Origin of the sequence: Thermogemmatispora aurantia (genome assembly GCF_008974285.1) — a bacterium.
In the GTDB taxonomy this organism is placed as follows: domain Bacteria; phylum Chloroflexota; class Ktedonobacteria; order Ktedonobacterales; family Ktedonobacteraceae; genus Thermogemmatispora; species Thermogemmatispora aurantia.
Genome location: NZ_BKZV01000003.1, coordinates 689,435 through 709,137, shown reverse-complemented (window position 1 = coordinate 709,137; position 19,703 = coordinate 689,435). Strand labels below are relative to the sequence as shown.

Here is a 19,703-nt window from a genome sequence, read left to right as displayed (position 1 = left end):
AGACGGGAGAAGCGTGCCTTCTGACCGAGATTGTGAATGCCCTCGCCACGAGCCTGGAGGAGTTTCAACCCCAAGCGGGCTAAATAAGCATTCTGACTTCGAGATCTGCGGCATCGGCATTGGTCCGGGGAAGTTTCAATCCCAGAGCGGGCTAAATAAGCATTCTGACGAGGTCCATGTCGCCAGAACTCATCAAGGCTCTTTCTGAGTTTCAATCCCAGAGCGGGCTAAATAAGCATTCTGACACAGGCATTCCACTCAGAGTCGAAAACATACCCGAATTGTTTCAATCCCAGAGCGGGCTAAATAAGCATTCTGACACTGTATAGAGAGACATCCAGCCCTCCCTCCTTCCATAAGTTTCAATCCCAGAGCGGGCTAAATAAGCATTCTGACCACAATCGACCGGACAGCCACTATCGCGCGCATGATCAACGTTTCAATCCCAGAGCGGGCTAAATAAGCATTCTGACGCTATTGGGGGGGCCGATCTGCCGCCAAAGACTGGACGAGTTTCAATCCCAGAGCGGGCTAAATAAGCATTCTGACGTTGATAGGACTGATGCTACTGTTGCGTTTATTTACGCGCAGTTTCAATCCCAGAGCGGGCTAAATAAGCATTCTGACAGCAAAAGCGGTCACTCTTTGATTCTCTCAAGATCTCGTTTCAATCCCAGAGCGGGCTAAATAAGCATTCTGACGATGGAATGGTCCCAAGGCTGGGACCATTCCTCCTGTACTGGAGTTTCAATCCCAGAGCGGGCTAAATAAGCATTCTGACATCGCGGAAGAATCGGATTGCCCGTCGATATCCCCAAGTTTCAATCCCAGAGCGGGCTAAATAAGCATTCTGACGGTACCCTCTCTAGAATAGCATCGCAGGCGGCCTCAGTCAAGCCTTTTCGAGCATCCCAAAAAAACGGTCATCAGTGACCGCTGTTGCGCGGTCATGATGCCAGCCACTCTGGCCCTGACGCGGCCTGCCAAGCCATTCGAGCATCGCTGCATGAAAACCCGGGCACTGCGATCCTCGAAGCGAACAGCATGAGCGGCAAAAGAGGCACGTTCGCCCTCGCCAGCAGCCGAAGGAGCAGCTTCAACGGAGAGGAGCTACGCCGACTCGCGCCCAACGACTGGCCAGTCCCGGCCTCCAGCGCCAGCCCGCACGCCAGGACGCCGGCCTACGAAGCCCGATCCTGGTCTGGCCTGGGCACACAAGGGGGAGAGATTCAGACCTCGACGCCTTCGGCCAGACCCGCCGTCGGCGTTGAGGTCAAGCTGCCCACTGCCAACGACGACCTCGTCGCACTCTCGCCCTCCCTCGGCAACGGACACGAAGCCCCCAGCGCACGGCAAGAGCAGGGCCAGGCTACCAGCCAGCCTATAGCACAGCACAGCGCCCCGCTGGCGCTGGCGAAAGCCATCCCAACCAGCATCAGCAGACCATCGCTGAGATGCAGGCTGACGACTTCTGCGCCATCGGGACCTTGCTCACCCTGTGGGGCCGCCAACCCGGTAGATGCCGCCCGCTGCCGGCCCCCCTGGCCACAGTGGGCGCCCTGCTCCTGGGGCGCTACCATCTGATCCGTGAGCTGGGTCAAGGCGGCATGGGCACCGTCTTTCTGGCCGAAGACCAGCGCCTTGGCGCCCGCGCCGTCGCCGTCAAATGCCTCTACAAACATCGCCTCAGCCCGCAAGAGCGAGCCGAAGCCGGGCGCGCCTTTCAACAGGAGGCCGAACTACTGGCGCGCCTGCACCATCCGAGCCTGCCGGCCATCCACGACTACTGGAGCGAGCCAGAGGCCAGCTATCTGGTCATGGACTATATCGAGGGCGAGACCCTGGAGGTCATCCAACAGAGAGCCGGTCAGAGGCCGCTGCCCCTGGCACAAGTCTTAGGCTGGGGGCAGCAGCTCTGCGAGGTGCTGGCCTATCTGCACGAGCAGCAGCCGCCGATTATTTTCCGCGACCTCAAGCCGGCCAATGTCATGCTGCGCCGTAGCGACGGGCGGCTCCTGCTGATTGACTTTGGGATTGCGCGGCACTTCAAACCAGGCAAAGCCCATGATACCGTCGCCCTCGGCTCCCCCGGCTTTGCCGCCCCGGAGCAATACGGCAAAGAGCAGACTACGCCGCGCAGCGACCTCTACAGCCTTGGGGCCGTGCTGCACAGCCTGCTGAGCGGCAATGATCCCAGTGAGCAGCCGTTTCGCTTCGCACCGTTGCGGCAGCTCAATCCAGGGGTCCCCGAGGGGCTGGCCCAGCTCATAGAGGAGCTGGTGGCCCTCGAGCCGAAACAACGCCCATCCTCGGCGCGTGAGGTGCTGGAGCGCCTGAAGCGGCAGGCCTGGCAGACGGGGGCCGGGGTGGGAGGAGGAAGCGGCGTGAGCGCGCTCGTGGGAGGCGGACAAGCTCGGGGGCAGCGTGCAGCCGCTGCGCAGCCGGGACAGGGACTGGCGCCGACGGTGCCGGCGGGTCCCTTGGTCTCATCAGCAAGCCAGGCTCAAGCTGGGGGGCAGCGCCAGTTGCAGCAGCCTGCGCTGATCTCCCCGCCGACGGCGCGAGCTCAAAAGCCTCGGATGCCGCGGCGATCCCTGCTCGCCCTGGGCCTCGGGGGTGGGGTCCTGGCCCTGACCTGTGGCGGCGCCTTTTTCATCGTATCGCAGTCTCGCACTACCAACCTGGCCACTCAGGAAGCGCAGGGATCGGGGAAAGAGAGTCTCCTGTTAACCTGCCAGGGACATCAAGGCCCGGTGACCGCGCTCGCCTGGTCGCCTGATCACACCGTGCTCGCCTCCGCCTCTAGCGATAAGACGGTCTGTCTCTGGGATGCCAACACTGGGGCAAGGCTGCGGGTCTACACTGGCCATCAGAGCGAAGTTCGGGCGCTCTCCTGGTCGCCCGGAGGCGTCTACCTTGCCTCTGGTTCCGCTGATGGATTGATCCACATCTGGGATGCTGACACAGGGCAGCTACAGCGAAGCTACCGGGGACACAACGGTGCCATCAACGCCCTGGCCTGGTCTCCACAGTCGGATAATTCACAGCTAGCCTCGGCGGGAGACGATGGCAGCGTCTCCATCTGGGATGGCCTCAGCGGGCAGCTTCTCTGGAGTCAGCTCAACTACAACGGTCGCATCCGCGCCCTGGCCTGGTCGCCTGATGGCCGGCAGTTGGCCTCAGCCGGAGACGCTGGCCTGGTCGAGATCCGAGAAACGCTCTGGTGGTCCATCCTGCGCTTCTACCGGGGCCATAGCGGCCCGATCTGGAGCCTGGCCTGGTCGCCTGACGGCAGTCTGCTCGCCTCCGGCTCGGCTGATACCACCGTCCAGATCTGGAACTCCAGCACCGGCGAACGGCTGCTGACCTATAGGGGCCACAGCGATACAGTCACCGGCCTGGGCTGGTCGCCCTCGCTCGACGAGATTGCCTCGTGCTCCTACGACGGCACCGTCCAGGTCTGGGGCAGCAGGAGCGGGCAGCTGTTGGGAACTGGCAAAAGCGCAGCTTTCCAGGCACTCATCTGGTGGCCATCCTATACCCTGCTCGCCACCGGAGACAAGGGCGCCCACGTCCAGATCTGGCAAATTTCCTACTGAGAAAGCTTCTCACCAACGCACAAGCGGACTGCTGTCACTGGCTCCTGCCACAGCAGTCCGCACTAGCACTGGCGAGCAAGCGGCGCTCAGCCGGCTGGGCTGCTCGCCCACCTCTCGCGCACGACCCCGCTACACCACGGCGCAGTTCATCCCATTGAGCGTGAAAGCCGTGGGCGGCGGATTGCTTCCACTCCAGGTGGCCTGGAAGCCCGGCGGCACACTCAAGCTACTATTGGCCGGAATCACCGCATTGACGGCCACATTCGTCACCGTCACGGCGCTGCCCGCCTGCGAGAAATTCCCGTTCCAGCTCACCGTGATCATCTGGCCATTGGTGAAAGAGAAGCGCAGCGTCCAGCCATTGATCGCGCTGCTGCCAGTATTGGTGATCGTCAGGCTGGCCTGGAAGCCGCCGCTCCATTGGCTGACGATGCCGTAGTGGATCTGACAGGTGGAGGCCACTGGCGTCGGGCTGGGCGACGGCGTGATCGTCGGGCTGGGGGATGGCGTGGGTGAGGGCGTACTCGTGGGCGTGGCTGTCCCGCCCGAGCCACTGCCGCCATTCATTGGGTGCTTCATGAAAAAGCTGTAGATGGCGTTGGTAGCGCTGGGACCCTGCGGGTCGGTATAGGAGCCGCTGCTGCTGCCGCCGGACCAGTCATGACCCATGCCGTTGATCTTCCAGTACTCCTGGATCTCGTTCCCCTGGTTATCGTTCCAGGACTGCACCGTATAGCTGTGCCCACCCGAGACCTGGCCGCTCACACTACTGCTCGGGCTGCCGAAGCTCGCATTGTAGCTGCCGTTCGAGGCCAGATGATCGGTCGTCATCCACTGTTGGACCACCTGATCGCCGTTGACCGGGTAGACCGTATAGTCGCTCTGGCCCTGGAAGACGATCGTCGGCACCACGCGGGCAGCGCTGCCCATCGCCTGGTAGGCGGCCTGCCCCTGCTGCTGCGGATTCGGCCCACCCTGCATCATCGCCGTCGTGGCTGCCGTCTGCGAGGTCGCCGCCTGATATTCCAGGCCCGAAGCCGACGCGATGGCCGCAAAGATATCCGGGTAGGTCGCTCCCATAATCACCGCCATCGCCGCCCCTGCCGAGAAACCAGCAACGTAGACGCGATTGCGGTCGATGGTCCACTGCGAGGTATTTTGCTCGACAGTCTGGACGATACCAGCAATGATGGCCGGCTCGCCGCTGCCGCGCGACTGATCGGCGGGCAGGAACCAATTCCAGCAGGAAAGCGAATTATAGCTACTCGTCTGCTGCGGATAGACCACGATGAACTGATCCTGATCGGCCAGCGCGTTCATCTGAGTGCCGTTAGCGAAGTCCTGCGGCGTCTGGGTGCAACCGTGGAGCATGACGATCAGGGGGACCGCCGTGCCAACCTGGTAATTGGCCGGCGTATAGACATAGTAGGGACGGCTGCCGGCTGGCCCGTTATAGGTGTACTGGGTGAAGGTGCCACTGCTGGCGCGAGCCTGATGGAGAAAGAGCGCCCCACTGACGAGCAGCAAAGTGCAAACGAGCGCCAGGCGAACGATGTTCCGCATGCTGAACCCCCTTGACGGTGAGGTGATGCCAGGGGCAGGCTGGCTGGCATCCTTGCCCTGGAAAAACGGGCGTAGGAAGAGAGAACGGGTGAGAAAGAAGAAGTATCAGCCCCGTAAAAAGCGCTCCCGTGTAGGTGAGGCAGGGGAAGAAGAAGGAGGTGCACCACCTCTACAGCTCTGGCCTGGCTGATCAGTGCAGAGAAAGGACCAGCCAGAGATGGGCAATTTCTGGCTCCAGCTTCACACCATTCTGACGGTGACGGGCGGCTGGTCATCGCCGGCGTCCTCCTTGCTGAGATAGCGCCTCGCTGCGCTGGCCCTCACCCTTGTTCTGGCCGCCTGATCGGGCCAGCTTGCCGGGCGGCAGACTGACCCTGAGTGAGCGCTGCTCTCCAGGGCTGACATGACATATGAATCATGTATCATATTGCTGGCTCTTTGTCAAGAGCTGGCGTGGCGAGCCGTCTTTACTGCTCAGAAGAGGGGGCGCCGCTGGTTGAGGAAGAAGCTCAGGGCCTCGGCCAGCTCCGCCGGCAGCTCCTGACGCCGCTGCCGCGAGAGCGCCATCAGCCGGTCATAAGTGGACGGCGAGAAGAGCCAGGCACGCAGCAGCGGCCACTGGCCCCGTCGCCATGCTTCGGGCCACACCTCCTCCACAGGCTCCGCCAGGCCCGGACTTTCCCCAACAAAGAAGAGCGCCAGGTGATAGAGCGGAGGAAAGCCCACGGCCTCCTCCCAGAGGCGCAAAAAAGGGGCGGGCGACTCCCAACACTGCGCCATCGCGCGCAGGAAGTCCGCCGCCGTCTCCCAGACCAGGGTCGCGGGAGGCTGCGCCAGCAGCAGGCGCCAGCAGAGCAACAAGGCCGTCTCGACGGCCTCCTGCTCGGCACGCGGCCAGGCGCGCCACTGGCCGTAGTCCAGCTTGGCAGCGAGCTGGCTGAACTCCAGCGCAAAGCCGTCATCCTGGCCGCGCAAGATGATCTCCAGCCAGCGTGGCAGAAAATGCTTGAAATCGACGACCTCACCCCAGGTCGTCAGGGCCTTCCAGGCGTAGCGTTGCAGATCGGAGCCTGACAGCTGCTCCAGCGGTACGCGCCCCAGACGCGCAATCTCCTCCGGCGTCACGCAATGGGGACAGACCCACATCTGCCGTCGGAACGGATAGGCGGCAAAGATTCGGTAGAGGCGCGCAATGATCTCCGCGCGCGCCGCCTCCAATTCTTGATCTGGCCGGCTCATCATCAACAGCTCCTTGTTTGGGACGGGCCTCCTGGCCGCTCGCTCGTTGTTGGACTCCAGTATAGCAGACCTGGTCTTTCGAGGCCAGCACAGCTGCGCGCTGCTCGGGCGTTTGCCGACTGGCTGGCTGGTGGAAGACAGTCAGTCTATGGTATCATCTCTGATAGAGAAGATTGCCGGCCTGTTTGCCGCGCGGCCCTGTCGGGCAGGCTCGGGAGCGCAGGCCGGGCAAGGAAGGAAGCGAGGGGAGTCCGGAGAGCCGGGCTGAGAGTGCGACCCTGCAATGTCGCAGACCCTGCAGCAGACACCTGATCTGGATCATACCAGCGGAGGGAACGCTTTCTTTCTCCCACTGGCTCCGCTGCCTAACGTGGCTTCACCCGCGTCGCGCAGCGGGAGAGCGTCGACAAGAAGCCGTTTCCCGGCCCGTCTGGGGAAGCGGCCTTTTTTTATGGGCCGCCTGTTCTGTTCAAGGAAGAGGAAGGCACGAGCCTATGCAACGGCGAACCTATGATGTCGCGGTAGTTGGCGCGGGCATCGTCGGCAGCGCCACGGCCTACCATCTGGCGCGGGCCGGGCAGCGCGTTGTCCTCGTAGAGCGCAGCGGCGTAGCTGCCGAAGCCTCAGACGCCGGGGCTGGCATGCTCACCCCGCTGGCCGAGGCCGGCGCTGGCGACCTGAGCGATCCCCTCTTGCGTCTTGGCCTGGCTGGCCTGCGCCACTACCAGACCCTCGAAGCGCAGCTAGAGAGTGAAACCGGCATGTGGGCCGGCCTTGTCCACCTGCCGACCCTCTATCCCGCCTTCGACGACGGCCAGGCCGAGGCCCTGCGCCGCGACCTGGCCGCCCTGCAGACCCTGCGTCCCGAACTCGGCTGGCTGGAAGCCGACGAGGTCCGCCAGCGCGAGCCACTGCTGGCCCCCAGCGTACGCGGAGCCATCCTTTCGCCCGCCGAAGGGAACGTCGCCATCGGCCACCTCACGCGCCTGCTCGTGCGCGCCGCACAATTGCACGGCGCCGAGCTGCTCATTCCGCGCAGCGCCCTGGCCCTGCTCTGGGACGGCGTCCGCGTCCAGGGCGTTCTCACTGAGGAGGGAGTCATCGAGGCTGCCCATGTGGTGCTGGCGACCGGCGCCTGGAGCAGTGCCTGGCATGCGCAGGGTGAGCGCACAGCCATCGTCTTCCCGCTCAAAGGCCAGCTCCTGGCCCTGCGTCCCAGTGGCCAGCCCTTGCGCCACACCATCTACGCTGGTCCCCTGGGCTATCTGGTCCCCAAGGCTGACGGCAGCGTCTTTGTCGGAGCCACCTCCGAGCGGCGCGGCTTTGACAAGACACCGACCGCCGCGGGCCTGGCCCAACTGCTCGCTGTCGTGCGCCGTGTGGTCCCAGCTCTTGAGGAAGCCGCCGTTGAACGCACCTGGGCCGGTCTGCGCCCCGTCTCTGCCGATGGACTGCCCTTCATCGGAGAAGCGCCCAGCAGCCCCGGCCTCTGGCTGGCCGTCGGGCACGGGCGCGTCGGCGCCATCACCGGACCCGTCACCGGCTTCATCATTGCCGAGCTGATCCAGGGGCGGCCCGTCCCCTACGAACTGGACCTGCGCCCCTTCGCGCCCGAGCGTCTCGGGGCCTGGCGCCGCCGCCTGACTCCCCTCAGCGCCGCCGGGGCCGGCGGTCGCCAGCTCGAATTGTTCAGCCAGCCTGCCACTGCTGCCGAAGCCGAAGCCGCCGCAGAAGAAGAGAGGAGAGAACGACCATGACAGAGGACCTGCTCACCATTGGCTCACGCACCTTCCGCTCCCGGCTGCTGCTGGGCACGGGCAAGTACCGCAACTTCGAAGAGATGCAGCAGAGCCTGGAAGCCAGTGGCACCGAGGTCGTCACCGTGGCCCTGCGCCGCCTGGATCTCTCGCGTCCGGGACAGCCAACGCTGCTTGACTATCTCGACACCGAGCGCTATACCATTCTGCCCAACACCGCCGGCTGCAAGACCGCCGAGGAGGCCATTCAGATCGCCCACCTGGCGGCGGCGATGGGCCTGCCGCGCTGGGTCAAGCTGGAGGTTATACCCGATCCCGACTATCTGCTGCCCGATCCCGTCGCCACCCTGGAAGCCACGCGCCAGCTCGTCAAAGAGGGCTTCGAGGTCCTGCCCTACATCAACGCCGACCCCGTCCTGGCCCGGCACCTGCAGGATGTCGGCGCCGTCACCGTCATGCCCCTCGGCTCACCCATCGGCTCCGGTCAGGGGCTGCTCAACCTGCCGCAGATCCAGATCATCATCGAGCAGGCGCGCGTCCCCGTCATTGTCGACGCCGGCATCGGCGCCCCTTCGGACGCCGCCCTGGCGATGGAACTGGGGGCCGCCGCCTGCCTGATCAACACCGCCGTCGCCCAGGCCGGCAACCCTGTGCTGATGGCGCGCGCCATGAAGCTGGCCATCGAAGCCGGGCGGGCTGCCTTCCTGGCCGGACGCATCCCGCGCCGTCCCCAGGCCGTGGCCAGCAGCCCCCTGACTGGCCTGGTCGGCAGCCCATCCTGAGCGAGCCAACGAGTGAGAACGGTGTATGCCGGAAGAAAGAGCATCAGTCGCCGGAGGAGAGCGAACAGCGGGTCTGCCCCTGGGTGAGAGGCCGCTGCTCTGCCTGGTCACCGATGAGCGACATCCGGCCCTGGTCGAGGTCGCGCGCCAGGCCCTGGAGGCGGGGATCGATCTCCTCCAGCTACGCGGTCCGGGGCTGTCGGCGGCCCGGCTCTACGAGCTGGCAACCATCCTGGGGCCGCTGGCGCGCCAGCACGGTGCCCGCCTGATCATTAACGACCGCCTCGATGTGGCCCTGGCTGTCGGCGCCGACGGCGTCCAGCTCGGCAGGCGCTCGCTGCCGCTGGCCGTCGCCCGCTCCCTGTGCCAGCGCTGGGGGCAATCCTTGCTGCTCGGGGCCTCCGTCCACTCGCTGGCCGAAGCGGAAGAGGCGGTTGCCTCCGGCGCCGATTATCTGCTGGCTGGCACCATCTTCCCCTCACCCTCTCATCCCGGCCAGGCCGGCGCTGGCCCCACGCTGCTGCGACAACTGCGCGACCGCTGGCCTCGGCTGCCGCTGCTGGCCATCGGCGGTCTCAGCGCCGCCAATGCCGCCCAGGCCATTGCCGCTGGAGCCGACGGCATCGCCGTCATCTCGGCCATCTACGGCGCCGCCTCTGTGGCCCAGGCCGTGGATGCGCTACGCCAGGCTCTGGCCGCTGGCAGCCGGGCCCGCTGGCAGCCAGGCCCGCCGGCGGCATCCCATAACAGTCCAGCGACCTGAAAGCCAGCCACAGAAAAGAGCAAGCAAACAAACAAGCAAGAAAGAAAGGAGGGGACATATAGACCAATGGCAGAAGATGCAGCGTCCCAGGTGGAACTGATGACCATCGTCGCGAACGGCCAGCCCTGGCATGTCCCGCGCGAGAGCACCATCGCCGACTTTCTGGGGCAACTCGCCCTGACGCCGGGCCGCGTTGTGGCCATGCTCGACGGCGTCATTGTGCCGCGCGAGCGCTTCGCGGAAACCCGCCTGCGCGAAGGCTGTCGCCTGGAGCTGGTCACGATGGTCGGCGGTGGCTGAGTAGCTAAGCCCTGCCTCCCTCTGAGGTGGGGCCGCCCTTGATTGGCAGCTTACCTGGTATCGTTGGCCGAGGATACCTCACGTGCCTCGTTGCGCATCGCTGCAACCTTCTCCCCCGAAATGAGGCTATGCCGACCAAGGAGGAGCGACAGCGCCCTCTTCGTAGCAGGCAGAGGTGATGCTTGCTGATGTCGCTGAGATAGCCTGCGCCGATGACGAATGGGGCGCTGCTCCTCCAATCAAGTGAGACGGCCCTTTCAGGGAAAACCTCACTAGCTACTTCACTGCCCTGTTTCTCTCTGAAAGAGCTTTCCCCTCAGACTATATTGATACTTGCAAATAGTACCATTGTAATATTGTATTCTTCAAAAAGACTACGGCATCATATTGCTAGACTAGCCAGAAAGGAGATTCTTGGCTGCTCATACCTGTAAGGAGGTGGCTTGCATGTGAGAGGAGGGTCGCAAGTTATGTCGATAGTCTCGGGTTAGCTCCCTGGGTGCAAAAGCAGAAAGTTCTTGTGTTATACGATGATACATGTAATGTATGTAATAAATCAGTCTTGTTCTGGCGCCGCCTTGATATACTCCCCCTGCTGGATTTTCTGTCACTGTGGACTTTTCCGCTCGACGATGAAGCCGTGGCAAGAGAGGAGCTGCAGCGCCGCATTCACATAGTAGAAGACTGTCCGGTGGAGCTTACGTAAACGGCTGTGATAGTCTGGTGCAGATCATGAGCAGGGTGCCACTTCTCTGGCCAGCGGCAGCCTTTGGCTGGCTTCTCTCCAGGCTTGGGGCGGGTCAGCCTCTCTACGATGTCATTGCCAGGAATCGTCACTTCGTTCCCGTCGGTCAGTGTGATCTCACCTGTCGAGAAGCTCAGAAAACTGGATTCGCTGGCAAGGAGGAAGTGTAGAATGGAACCCGTGAAATTCAATCTCATATCGATGAGGCTTTGGCTGCTCCTGATGGGGGTAGTCTATCCTCTCGGGATGCTGATACTGACTGGCTATCTATCCAGCGGCCCTCTGGCTCTGGGGCCAGCTCTCGCGGCCCTGGCCCTCACCTGGATCCTCTTCATCATGATGTGGGATACGCTCAGTCTCTACCTTCAGTACGCCTGGCTGCTGGCCTTGCTCGCTCTCCTGCTCTTCAAACAGGACTGGCTGGCCATCGCGCTCGTCGTGGGGGCCTGGCTGCTGCTCGAGTGGAGGGTTCGCCGCAACGTTGGGCAGCCGGGCCTTGACCTGGCCTCGCCCTGTCCACAACGGCTCTCCGTTGGGCAGGGCGGCCACTCCCGCCTGGTCAACTACCACGGATTAAAAGCTCCCACCCAGGCCTATGCCCTCGATCTCTCCGTGATCGATGCCCTGGGCCGCAGAACGTCCGGCTTCAGCCTCTTTCCCCGCCCGCTGACGGCCTACCACAGCTTTGGGCAGCCGGTGCTATCACCCATCGACGGCATCGTCCTCAACTGCGAAAACCGTCTACCCGATCAGCCCATCGGCAGCACAGACCCTCAGCGTCCCCTCGGTAACTACGTCCTCATTCGCAGCGCTGCCAGGCCCGAGGTGCACCTGCTCGTGGCCCACCTGCAGCAAGGCAGCGTCGCTGTCCGGCCCGGGCAAGAGGTCCGTGTCGGTGACTACCTGGGACGTATCGGCAACTCCGGCAACACCAGCGAGCCCCACATTCACTTGCACGCCGAGCGCGCCATCAACGGCCAATGGCAAGCCGTTCCCATCACCATCAACGGGAAGCGACTGCGACGCAACTCCATCATCCCGGGTCGTCCCGCTCCCCTTTTCCCCGCCCGACGCTCCTCCTTCGTCCCCCTCCCTGAAAGAGAGAACCGTAGCAGAGAAGCGGGCTAGGTAGCCCCTCCTTGCCGTCGTTGCGCGGAACGCGCTGCCCACACAGCGGCTGAGAGCGTAGAAGGCGGACCGCCGTAGCCATGAGATGGGGGGGAGCGCTGACGCGAGGCTATCGCCTGGGACCGGTCACCATCGCCAGCGGGCGGCTGAACCGGAGCCGTGGCTGCAGCGCAGAGAGCAAGCAAAGAAACTGGCGCGGCCTGCTCCCCGGGGGAAAGGGAGCAGAACCGCGCCAGCCTATCTCAGACGCGGGCTGCGGAGCCGTCGCGCGCCCAGCCCAGCGCTCCCGCGTGGAGTCGGCCCCTCCTTAGCTGGCCGCTGCGGCGAAGAGATGCAGGTTACTATTCGTCGGCAAGATCAGGTAGGCCACCGGCTTACCGGCCTGCAGCGGCAGCGCTGTATAGTAGATGCTCACCGCATGAGGGCCAAGCGTATCACCTGGGGGACGGTTCCAGTGATCCGCCGTCGCCAGCAACTCATCGCCCGGAGCTGGCTGATTGGCGTACCAGTCAGCCAGCGTCAGCGTAGCCTGCTGCTGCGACCCATCGCTATAGACGATCGTCAATGTTCCGCTCTGAGTTCCAAAGGCCGCCGCCCCGAGGAAGGCCAGCTTTGTGCCCTGGGCTGAGAAGGCGATCACCTGTCCCTGAGCGCTCACATTATCGGGTTGCCCGGGCGGCACACTGGGCCAGGTAAAGGTCACTCCATCATGCACCACCGTCGCCCCCGGCGTCAGCCCGACCGCTGCCAGCGCCTGAGCTGAATAGCTGTAACCGCCGCCGTCGAAGTTGCCCGCCGACGGATTGCTATCATCGCTGATACCCACATTATTGTAAGCCGCCGCCAGAGAGGGATAAGGAACCGTCAGGCTGGTCGAAGCCTGCACGTGTCCTGGCCCGTCCGCGCTCACAAAGCGCGCGCTGGCCTGCAGCGCATAGCTGCCCGGGGAGGCACCCGGTGGGGCCGTCACCTGCCAGCGCACCTGCACTGTCTGACCGGCTTCCACCGTTGCAAAAGTGCTTGTGCCCTCTGGACGCGCCTGCCAGCCCTGGGGCGCCTGCAGCTCCAGCCGCAGCGCGTGCGCCGTCAGGTCCCCGCCATTGGTGAAACTCGTCGTCACCGTCGCGCTCCCACCGCCAGCCAGCAGCGCAGGTGCCTGCACACTCACGTAGCGCGGACCGTTGGTCACGCGCACCGTGAAGCTGCCCCGCAGACGAATATCGCGCGACGACGACCCCACCTGTACCGAGTAGCTCCCATCCTGTACGACCCAGCTATGGGCATGCACGTCCCAGTAGGAGAGATCGCGCGGATTCAGCTCAAAATGCACGTGCTTCGTCTGGCCGGGCTGCAAAAAGACTTTCTGGAAGCCCTTCAACTGGCGCGGCGGCTCCGGCACATTCGTTGACGGCATACCAACATAGAGCTGCACCACCTCGGCCCCGGCGCGCCGACCTGTGTTCGTCACATCCAGATCAACGGCAATGCGGCTGCGATAATCCGCCTGCGTTGGAGTCACCCGCAGATGGCTATAGCGGAAGGTCGTATAGGAGAGGCCGTAGCCGAAGGGGAAGAGTGGCGTAATCCCGCGCTCATCGTAATAGCGGTAGCCAACAAAGACCCCCTCCGAATAGTCCGCCTGATCGTTAATGCCCGGATATTGGGCAGGCGTACTGGCCGGCAGATCGCTGGCCGAGCGTGGGAAAGTCATCGGCAGCTTCCCTGACGGATTAACATCGCCAAAGAGCACCGCCGCAATGGCGTTCCCATCCTCCTGGCCAGGATACCAGGCCTCCAGGAGAGCTGGCACCTGATCGACCCACGGCATCAGCACCGGCCCGCCCGTATTGAGCACCACAATTGTCCGCGGATTGGCCTGAGCCACCGCCTCAATCAGTTGATCCTGGGCCCCCGGCAGCTCCAGGCTGCTACGATCGGAGCCTTCCGACTCCACATCGTTGACAAAGACAATGGCCACATCGGAGCTTCTCGCCAGCTCCACGGCCTGCGAGAGCAGCGTATTCTCCTGGCCCGGAATGCTCCAGCCCAGGGCCACATTGCTCGCGCCGCCATTCTGATAGTACTCCACGCGAATGGCGTAAGGCTGGCCTGCCGTCAACTGAATCGAGGCCGTCTCAGTCGTCGTCGCCTGATCGCGCCAGTTATCGATCAGCAGCTGATTATTAATGTAGAGCCGGCTCCCATCGTCGCTTGTCAGCGAGAACGTATACGTCCCGCTCACCGGCGGCGTCAGGGTCCCCGTCCAGCGTGCCGACCACTGAGTCGCCGGCACACCCGGCCCCGGCGACTGCCCGTTCCAATCGAAATTGATCTGGCTGTCGACGCGCGTCAGCACCGGGCTACCGGAGAGCGTCATATTGGTAAAGTATTCGCCCAGCAGACCCTGACCGCTACCCGAAGGCGGCGTCAGATACTGGGCCTCGATCGGCGGCAGCGTCCCCGTCGTCGTGATCCCCTGCGCGTAGCGCACCGTCACGCCACTCCCGGCGCGCTGCGTAATCCCCTGCAGCGGCGTCACCACGTAGGGCGGAATCACATGCGCGCTCCCGCCGCCCGTCGCCTGGGGAGCGACTGAGGCATCGGGACCAATCACCGCAATCGAATGGATCTTGCTCGAATCGAGCGGCAGCAACTGACCATCGTTCTTGAGCAGAACCGTGCCGGCCTCGGCGGCCTGGCGGGCGAACTGAGCATGTTGGGCGTTGGTCACCGTCGCGCTCGGGCTGCCGGTCGTCGGATAATCGAAGAGGCCAATCGCGAACATCGTGCGCAGAATGCGATGCACCGCCTCATCGATTGTCGCCATGCTGACCTGCCCGCTGAGCACCGCCTGCTTGAGGGCGTTGCCGAAGTAGGTGCTGTCGGGCATCTCCATATCGAGGCCCGCCGTAATAGCCGGCACCGTGCTATGGGTCGCGCCCCAGTCCGACATCACGAAGCCCGCGAAGCCAAAGGTCCCCTTAAGCGTTGTATCGAGCAGATAAGGATTCTCGCAGGCGTAGACGTTATTGACCTTGTTATAGGAGCACATGACCGCCCCGACGCCGCCCTGCCTGACGGCGTACTCGAAGGCCGGCAAGTAGATCTCGTGCAGGGTGCGCTCGTCGACGTTGGCGCTCACCGTCGTACGGTGATACTCCTGATTATTGGCCGCATAGTGCTTCACAGTGGCGATGACATGCTGGCTCTGGATGCCCTGGATATCGGCACTGGCCAGCATGGCCGTCAGATAGGGGTCCTCGCCCAGCGTCTCGAAGCTGCGGCCCCACTGGGGATTGCGCAAAATATTGACAGTCGGTGCCAGGGCCACATTAGCGCCTTTGCCCCATTCCTCATTGCCGAGATCCTGGCCGTACTGACGCATCAAGCTCGTATCCCAGCTCGCGGCCAGTGCCTCTGGGGCCGGGAAAGCCGTCACGCCCGTCATGCCGTCGGCCACTCCAGCGGGGCCGTCCTCCAGGCCGAGGGCTGGAATGCCCAGGCGCGTATTGGCCGGAATGTAGCCGACGTAGCTACCACCGGACCAGCCGTGCAGCATAGCGATCTTCTCGTCGAGCGTCATCTGGGCCAGCAGCAGATCAGCGCGCTGGTCGGGTGATAGGCTGCGGTTCATCCAGGGGCGGGCCGAGGTGGAGGCGGCCACGGCCTGCGCTCCTATGATAGAGAGGGAGAGGCTCCACAGACAGAGCAAGAGCAGCGTTAGCAGCAGTCTCAGCGCCATCCTGGCGCCAGGCAACAGTACAAGGCGTCGCATCTAGCACGCTCCTTCGTTGGCGAACTGAGCCAGAGAGAGACACTCAGCATTGCGTGCTCTGGCACCCTCGATCAGGCCCGCCTGGGCAGGCCGGATCGTGGCAGGCGACAGGCCGTCAGAGGCGGGGCCAGCCTGCGCTCCGGGGCGAGATCAGAAGAGACTGGCTGGCCCCGCTGCTCACATACCTGCAGCCTGCCGACGTTGTACCGAACCGTGTGGCTGTCGAGCAATCCCCCGTTGCCCGAGCAGCGGCAGAACCCAACCGGAAAGATGAGTCACAGCGGAGGCAAGCACCTGGGTTCTGCCCTCACTCTTCTCTATTGCATAAAGCATGCCGAAAACTGTGCTCTGCCATATGATTGCGCCTCTCAACAGTCATTCTTCGCTTTTAGCGCTGCAGTGTGTTACACAGGAAAGTGCTGTGCTACACTGAAACCAGAGCGTGCCCTGTTTCAATGTTCTACCGAAAAGCTCCGCAAAAACACTCACAGTGATATAATCCCCGCACTATAATTGCACCTATTTAAGGAATCCGCGGTTGGAGTACTTTATCTGGTCGCATCGCCGTCCGCTGCTCCTGGAAGAAGGAGTCTTTGGAGGAGAGGCAAAGCAGGTAGAGGCTAATACCAGGCAAGCAGAGCGGAAACAACGGCGTCGGGGCAAACGCGGTTAACGATCAGCGAGCGATCCCCCTGTCTGCGAAGGAGGAGCAGCTTTCTCGGGCCTCTTCTTCCAAGACGCAGAGCGGCGGCAGAGAAGAAGGCTACGGAGCGCCTTCCTCCCTGCCGCCCGTGTGAAGCAGAAGTCGAAGCGTAAGTGGAGAGCACCGTCCGAGCGAGCGAGCGAGCAAGCAAGAGCTGCACCAGGATAACGGCCTGGCGACTGGTTACTTACTCCGCCTCGCTTGGCACGCGCACCGCCTCGCCCTTCGTCTCCGCCGTCCCCGACTTGGCCAGGCCACGAGCCTCCAGCACCTTACCGACCGTAAAGTCGTAGATGAAGGCGCCGACCACGCCGCCCAGCAACGGAGCCACGATCGGAATCCAGAAGTAGTAATTATTGGCCGACAGGCTGGCCCCACCGCTCACGAGGGCGATCCACAGGCGCGGACCGAAGTCGCGGGCGGGGTTGATAGCGTAGCCGGTATTCAGGCCGAAGGAGGCGCCGATGGCCACCACCAGCAGGCCGATAATCAGCGGATTCAGATTGGCCTGCACGGGCTGATTGCGCCCGTCGACGATAGCGAAGATCAGGCCCACCAGCAGGGCTGTGCCCACGAACTCATCGCAGAAAGCCCCGAACGTCCCCACGAAGGGCTTGGGGGCGGTATAGAAGACACCGCCGTAGCCGTTGGGATCGGCGATCTGCCCGATGGTCAAGTGATTGAGTGACAGGGCATGCACCAGTGCCCCCTGATAGACGAAGTAGAGGATAGCAGCAGCGACAAATCCACCGAGCACTTGAGCGACCCAGTAAGGAACGACTTTGCTCCAGGGGAGCTTTCCACGTGCAGCCAGTGCCAGCGTCACCGCCGGATTCAGATGGGCGCCACTGATCGCTCCAGCCACATAGATGCCCAGCATCACCGCCAGGCCCCACCCCAGAATGATAACGATCCACTCGTTCGCGAAAGGCGTCGCTGCATTGTTCGCCCCGATATTCGTAAAGAGGGCGAACGTGGCCACGCAGCCATCGCCGAAGAGCAGCAGGATCAAGGTGCCGAAGAACTCGGCGATGCATTCTCCCCACAGGCCCGCAAGCGCTGAGGGCCTGCTCGTAAATTGACGGGCCATTGATCCAAACTCCTTTGTCACTCAGAGAGATAGATAGAAAGAATGACAGACCAGGGCAAAGCCAGGACCCGGCCACCCACTGCGGAGCCGGAAGCGCGTGGGCGCAAGCAATCGACGCATCCAGCGGATGGCCGGACTGTGAGCAAGCGGCGGCCTGATCAGCCGGCCAGGCGACCGCCTGCCATCCGTGCGGAGAAGGGCTGCTAAGCAGAAGCGGGCCGCTCCCACTGTAGCGAGCGCTCCACCGCTCGCTTCCAGCCGGCGTAGAGCGCATCGCGCTGATCGGCGCTCATCTGCGGCTCAAAGGTGCGATCGACCGCCCACTGCTCGGCCACCTCCTGCTGGCTGTTCCAGAAGCCGGTTGCCAGGCCAGCCAGATAGGCCGCGCCCAGGGCTGTCGTCTCGGCCACCTTGGGGCGCTGCACAGGCACACCCAGGATGTCGGCCTGGAACTGCATCAGCAGGTTATTGACCACGGCGCCGCCGTCGACGCGCAGGGCCTTCACGCGCACGCCGCTATCCGCCGTCATAGCCTCCAACACGTCGCGCGTCTGATAGCACATCGACTCCAGCGTTGCGCGGGCAATGTGGGCGATGCTCGACCCGCGCGTCAAGCCGACGATGGTGCCGCGCGCGTAGGGGTCCCAATAGGGAGCACCCAGACCGACGAAGGCCGGCACCAGATAGACGCCGCCGTTGTCGGGTACCGACATCGCCAGCTGCTCCACATCGCTGCTCGACGCGATGGCGCGCAGCCCATCGCGCAGCCACTGAACCGCCGCGCCCGTAATGAAGATGCTCCCTTCGAGGGCGTAGATCGTCTGACCATTGATGCGCCAGGCGATGGTCGTCAGGAGGCCGTTCTTCGAAGCCACCCCACGGTCACCGGTATTCATCAGCATGAAGCTGCCGGTGCCGTAAGTATTCTTGGCCATCCCGACCTCGAAGCAGGCCTGGCCGAAGGTCGCCGCCTGCTGGTCGCCGGCCACTCCGGCGATCTTGATCGGTCCGCCGAAAAACTCCGGGTCGGTCTCGCCATAGACCGTGCTCGACGGCATCACCTGGGGGAGCATGGCGCGTGGTACACCCAGCTCCTTGAGGATCACATCGTCCCAGTCGCCCGTGTAGATGTTGTAGAGCATAGTACGCGAGGCGTTGGTGGCATCGGTCACATGGACGCGGCCTTTGGTGAGACGCCAGATCAGGAAGGTGTCAACGTTACCGAAGAGCACCTCGCCCCGCTCGGCCTTCTCGCGTACGCCGGGCACGTTATCCAAGATCCACTTGACCTTCGTGCCCGAGAAATAGGCATCGGTCACCAGCCCGGTCCGCTGGCGGATCTCGCTATCGAAGCCCTTGGCCTTCAGCTCGTCGCAGATGGGGGCCGTTAAGCGGCTCTGCCAGACGATAGCGTTGAAGACCGGCTTGCCAGTGGCCTTCTCCCAGACGAGGGTAGTCTCGCGCTGGTTAGTGATGCCGATAGCGGCAATGTCGGCGGCACTGGCTCCGGCCTTGTGCAGAGCCTCCTGGGCGACGCTGAGCTGACTGGACCAGATGTCCTCGGGATTGTGCTCGACCAGCCCCGGAGCCGGGTAGATCTGCGGGAATTCTTTCTGGGCGAGACTGACGACGGCGCCGTCATGGTTGAAGAGGATGGCGCGTGAACTGGTGGTGCCCTGGTCAAGGGCGAGGACGTACTTCGCCATAGGTAGACAAGCCCTTTCTTGTTGCTGTGACGTCTTCCATTGTCCAAAGATCGGCCAGCCTGGACGCCGCGCCGCTCCCGGCGCAGAACGGACCGCTGCGTCCGGGCACGCTACCCGCCTGCTTGACCTGCCGCCGGCTTCGGCTTGCCTGTGAAGCATGAAGCGCAGGTGGCGGACGCGCAGGCTGCTGGGCTGTCGGGCCGCTGGCAACACTGCCATTGACCCAGGCCTCGCCTGGCCAGTACTGCTACCTGCCTACCTGCTAGCTAGTCTGCTCCTTCTATAACGCGCCAGGCCCCTCAGCTGGATACTCCCTTCTCTCGACCTGCAGCGGCCCCCGTGCTACGCCGCCGCTCCGCTCGGGTGCGCGAGAGGAAGTCACCCCTTTGCTCCCTCTGGGGGAGTTGGCCTGTTGTCCGGGGCGCCATCCCAGCGAATCGAGTTTTAATCGTGGAATCGCCTCCAATGCTGTTGAACAAGCCCTGACGGCCAGGAGCAAAAGAAAAAAGTCCCAAGCCGTGTTATTCACACTGGCTCAGGACTTTTCAGTTCA

Annotated in this window: 11 protein-coding genes and 1 CRISPR repeat array; of the genes, 6 read left to right on the top strand and 5 right to left on the bottom strand. The window is 63.4% G+C overall.

Annotated elements, in window-relative coordinates; all coding sequences use genetic code 11:
* Positions 1–60: 60 nt before the first annotated feature.
* A CRISPR array of direct repeats spans positions 61–855; the repeat unit is 37 nt; unit sequence GTTTCAATCCCAGAGCGGGCTAAATAAGCATTCTGAC.
* Positions 856–1,454: 599 nt separating this feature from the next.
* Entirely contained in the window at positions 1,455–3,599 is a 2,145-nt protein-coding gene (locus KTAU_RS12525; protein WP_151728687.1) for a serine/threonine-protein kinase, read from the top strand.
* Between the two features lie 129 nt (positions 3,600–3,728).
* On the opposite strand, the gene KTAU_RS12520 is transcribed toward KTAU_RS12525, so the two are convergent.
* Together KTAU_RS12520 and KTAU_RS12515 are read right to left on the bottom strand one after the other, a co-directional pair.
* Positions 3,729–5,162, bottom strand: a complete 1,434-nt coding sequence (locus KTAU_RS12520) for an extracellular catalytic domain type 1 short-chain-length polyhydroxyalkanoate depolymerase (protein WP_170293261.1) — start codon at positions 5,160–5,162, stop codon at positions 3,729–3,731.
* Between the two features lie 474 nt (positions 5,163–5,636).
* The gene (locus tag KTAU_RS12515; protein ID WP_151728686.1) at positions 5,637–6,404 is read right to left on the bottom strand and encodes a hypothetical protein; all 768 of its coding nucleotides are present in this window, start codon (positions 6,402–6,404) and stop codon (positions 5,637–5,639) included.
* A 491-nt stretch (positions 6,405–6,895) separates the two neighbouring features.
* On the opposite strand from KTAU_RS12515, the gene thiO reads away from it, so the two are divergent.
* The 5 genes from thiO (at position 6,896) to KTAU_RS12485 (ending at position 11,876) form a co-directional block, all read left to right on the top strand.
* Entirely contained in the window at positions 6,896–8,158 is a 1,263-nt protein-coding gene (gene thiO / locus KTAU_RS12510; protein ID WP_151728685.1) for a glycine oxidase ThiO, read from the top strand.
* Entirely contained in the window at positions 8,155–8,940 is a 786-nt protein-coding gene (locus KTAU_RS12505) for a thiazole synthase (RefSeq protein ID WP_170293260.1), read from the top strand. Before thiO ends, KTAU_RS12505 begins: the two co-directional genes overlap by 4 nt.
* Positions 8,941–8,965: 25 nt before the next feature.
* On the top strand, positions 8,966–9,703 hold the full coding sequence (thiE, locus tag KTAU_RS12500) for a thiamine phosphate synthase (protein WP_151728684.1): 738 nt from the start codon (positions 8,966–8,968) through the stop codon (positions 9,701–9,703).
* Positions 9,704–9,769: 66 nt separating this feature from the next.
* Positions 9,770–10,003 (top strand): sulfur carrier protein ThiS, encoded by a 234-nt coding sequence (thiS, locus tag KTAU_RS12495; protein ID WP_151728683.1) that lies wholly within the window; start codon positions 9,770–9,772, stop codon positions 10,001–10,003.
* Between the two features lie 916 nt (positions 10,004–10,919).
* Positions 10,920–11,876, top strand: coding sequence for a M23 family metallopeptidase (locus KTAU_RS12485; RefSeq protein ID WP_170293258.1), 957 nt, complete (start codon positions 10,920–10,922; stop codon positions 11,874–11,876).
* A 307-nt stretch (positions 11,877–12,183) separates the two neighbouring features.
* On the opposite strand, the gene KTAU_RS12480 is transcribed toward KTAU_RS12485, so the two are convergent.
* From KTAU_RS12480 to glpK, 3 genes are all read right to left on the bottom strand, one after another.
* Positions 12,184–15,651, bottom strand: a complete 3,468-nt coding sequence (locus KTAU_RS12480) for a glycoside hydrolase family 3 C-terminal domain-containing protein (RefSeq protein WP_151728681.1) — start codon at positions 15,649–15,651, stop codon at positions 12,184–12,186.
* Between the two features lie 890 nt (positions 15,652–16,541).
* A complete protein-coding gene (locus KTAU_RS12475) occupies positions 16,542–17,444 on the bottom strand; it encodes an MIP/aquaporin family protein (protein ID WP_151728680.1) in 903 nt (300 codons plus the stop codon).
* A gap of 203 nt (positions 17,445–17,647) precedes the next feature.
* Positions 17,648–19,150, bottom strand: coding sequence for a glycerol kinase GlpK (gene glpK / locus KTAU_RS12470; protein ID WP_151728679.1), 1,503 nt, complete (start codon positions 19,148–19,150; stop codon positions 17,648–17,650).
* Between the last annotated feature and the right edge of the window lie 553 nt (positions 19,151–19,703).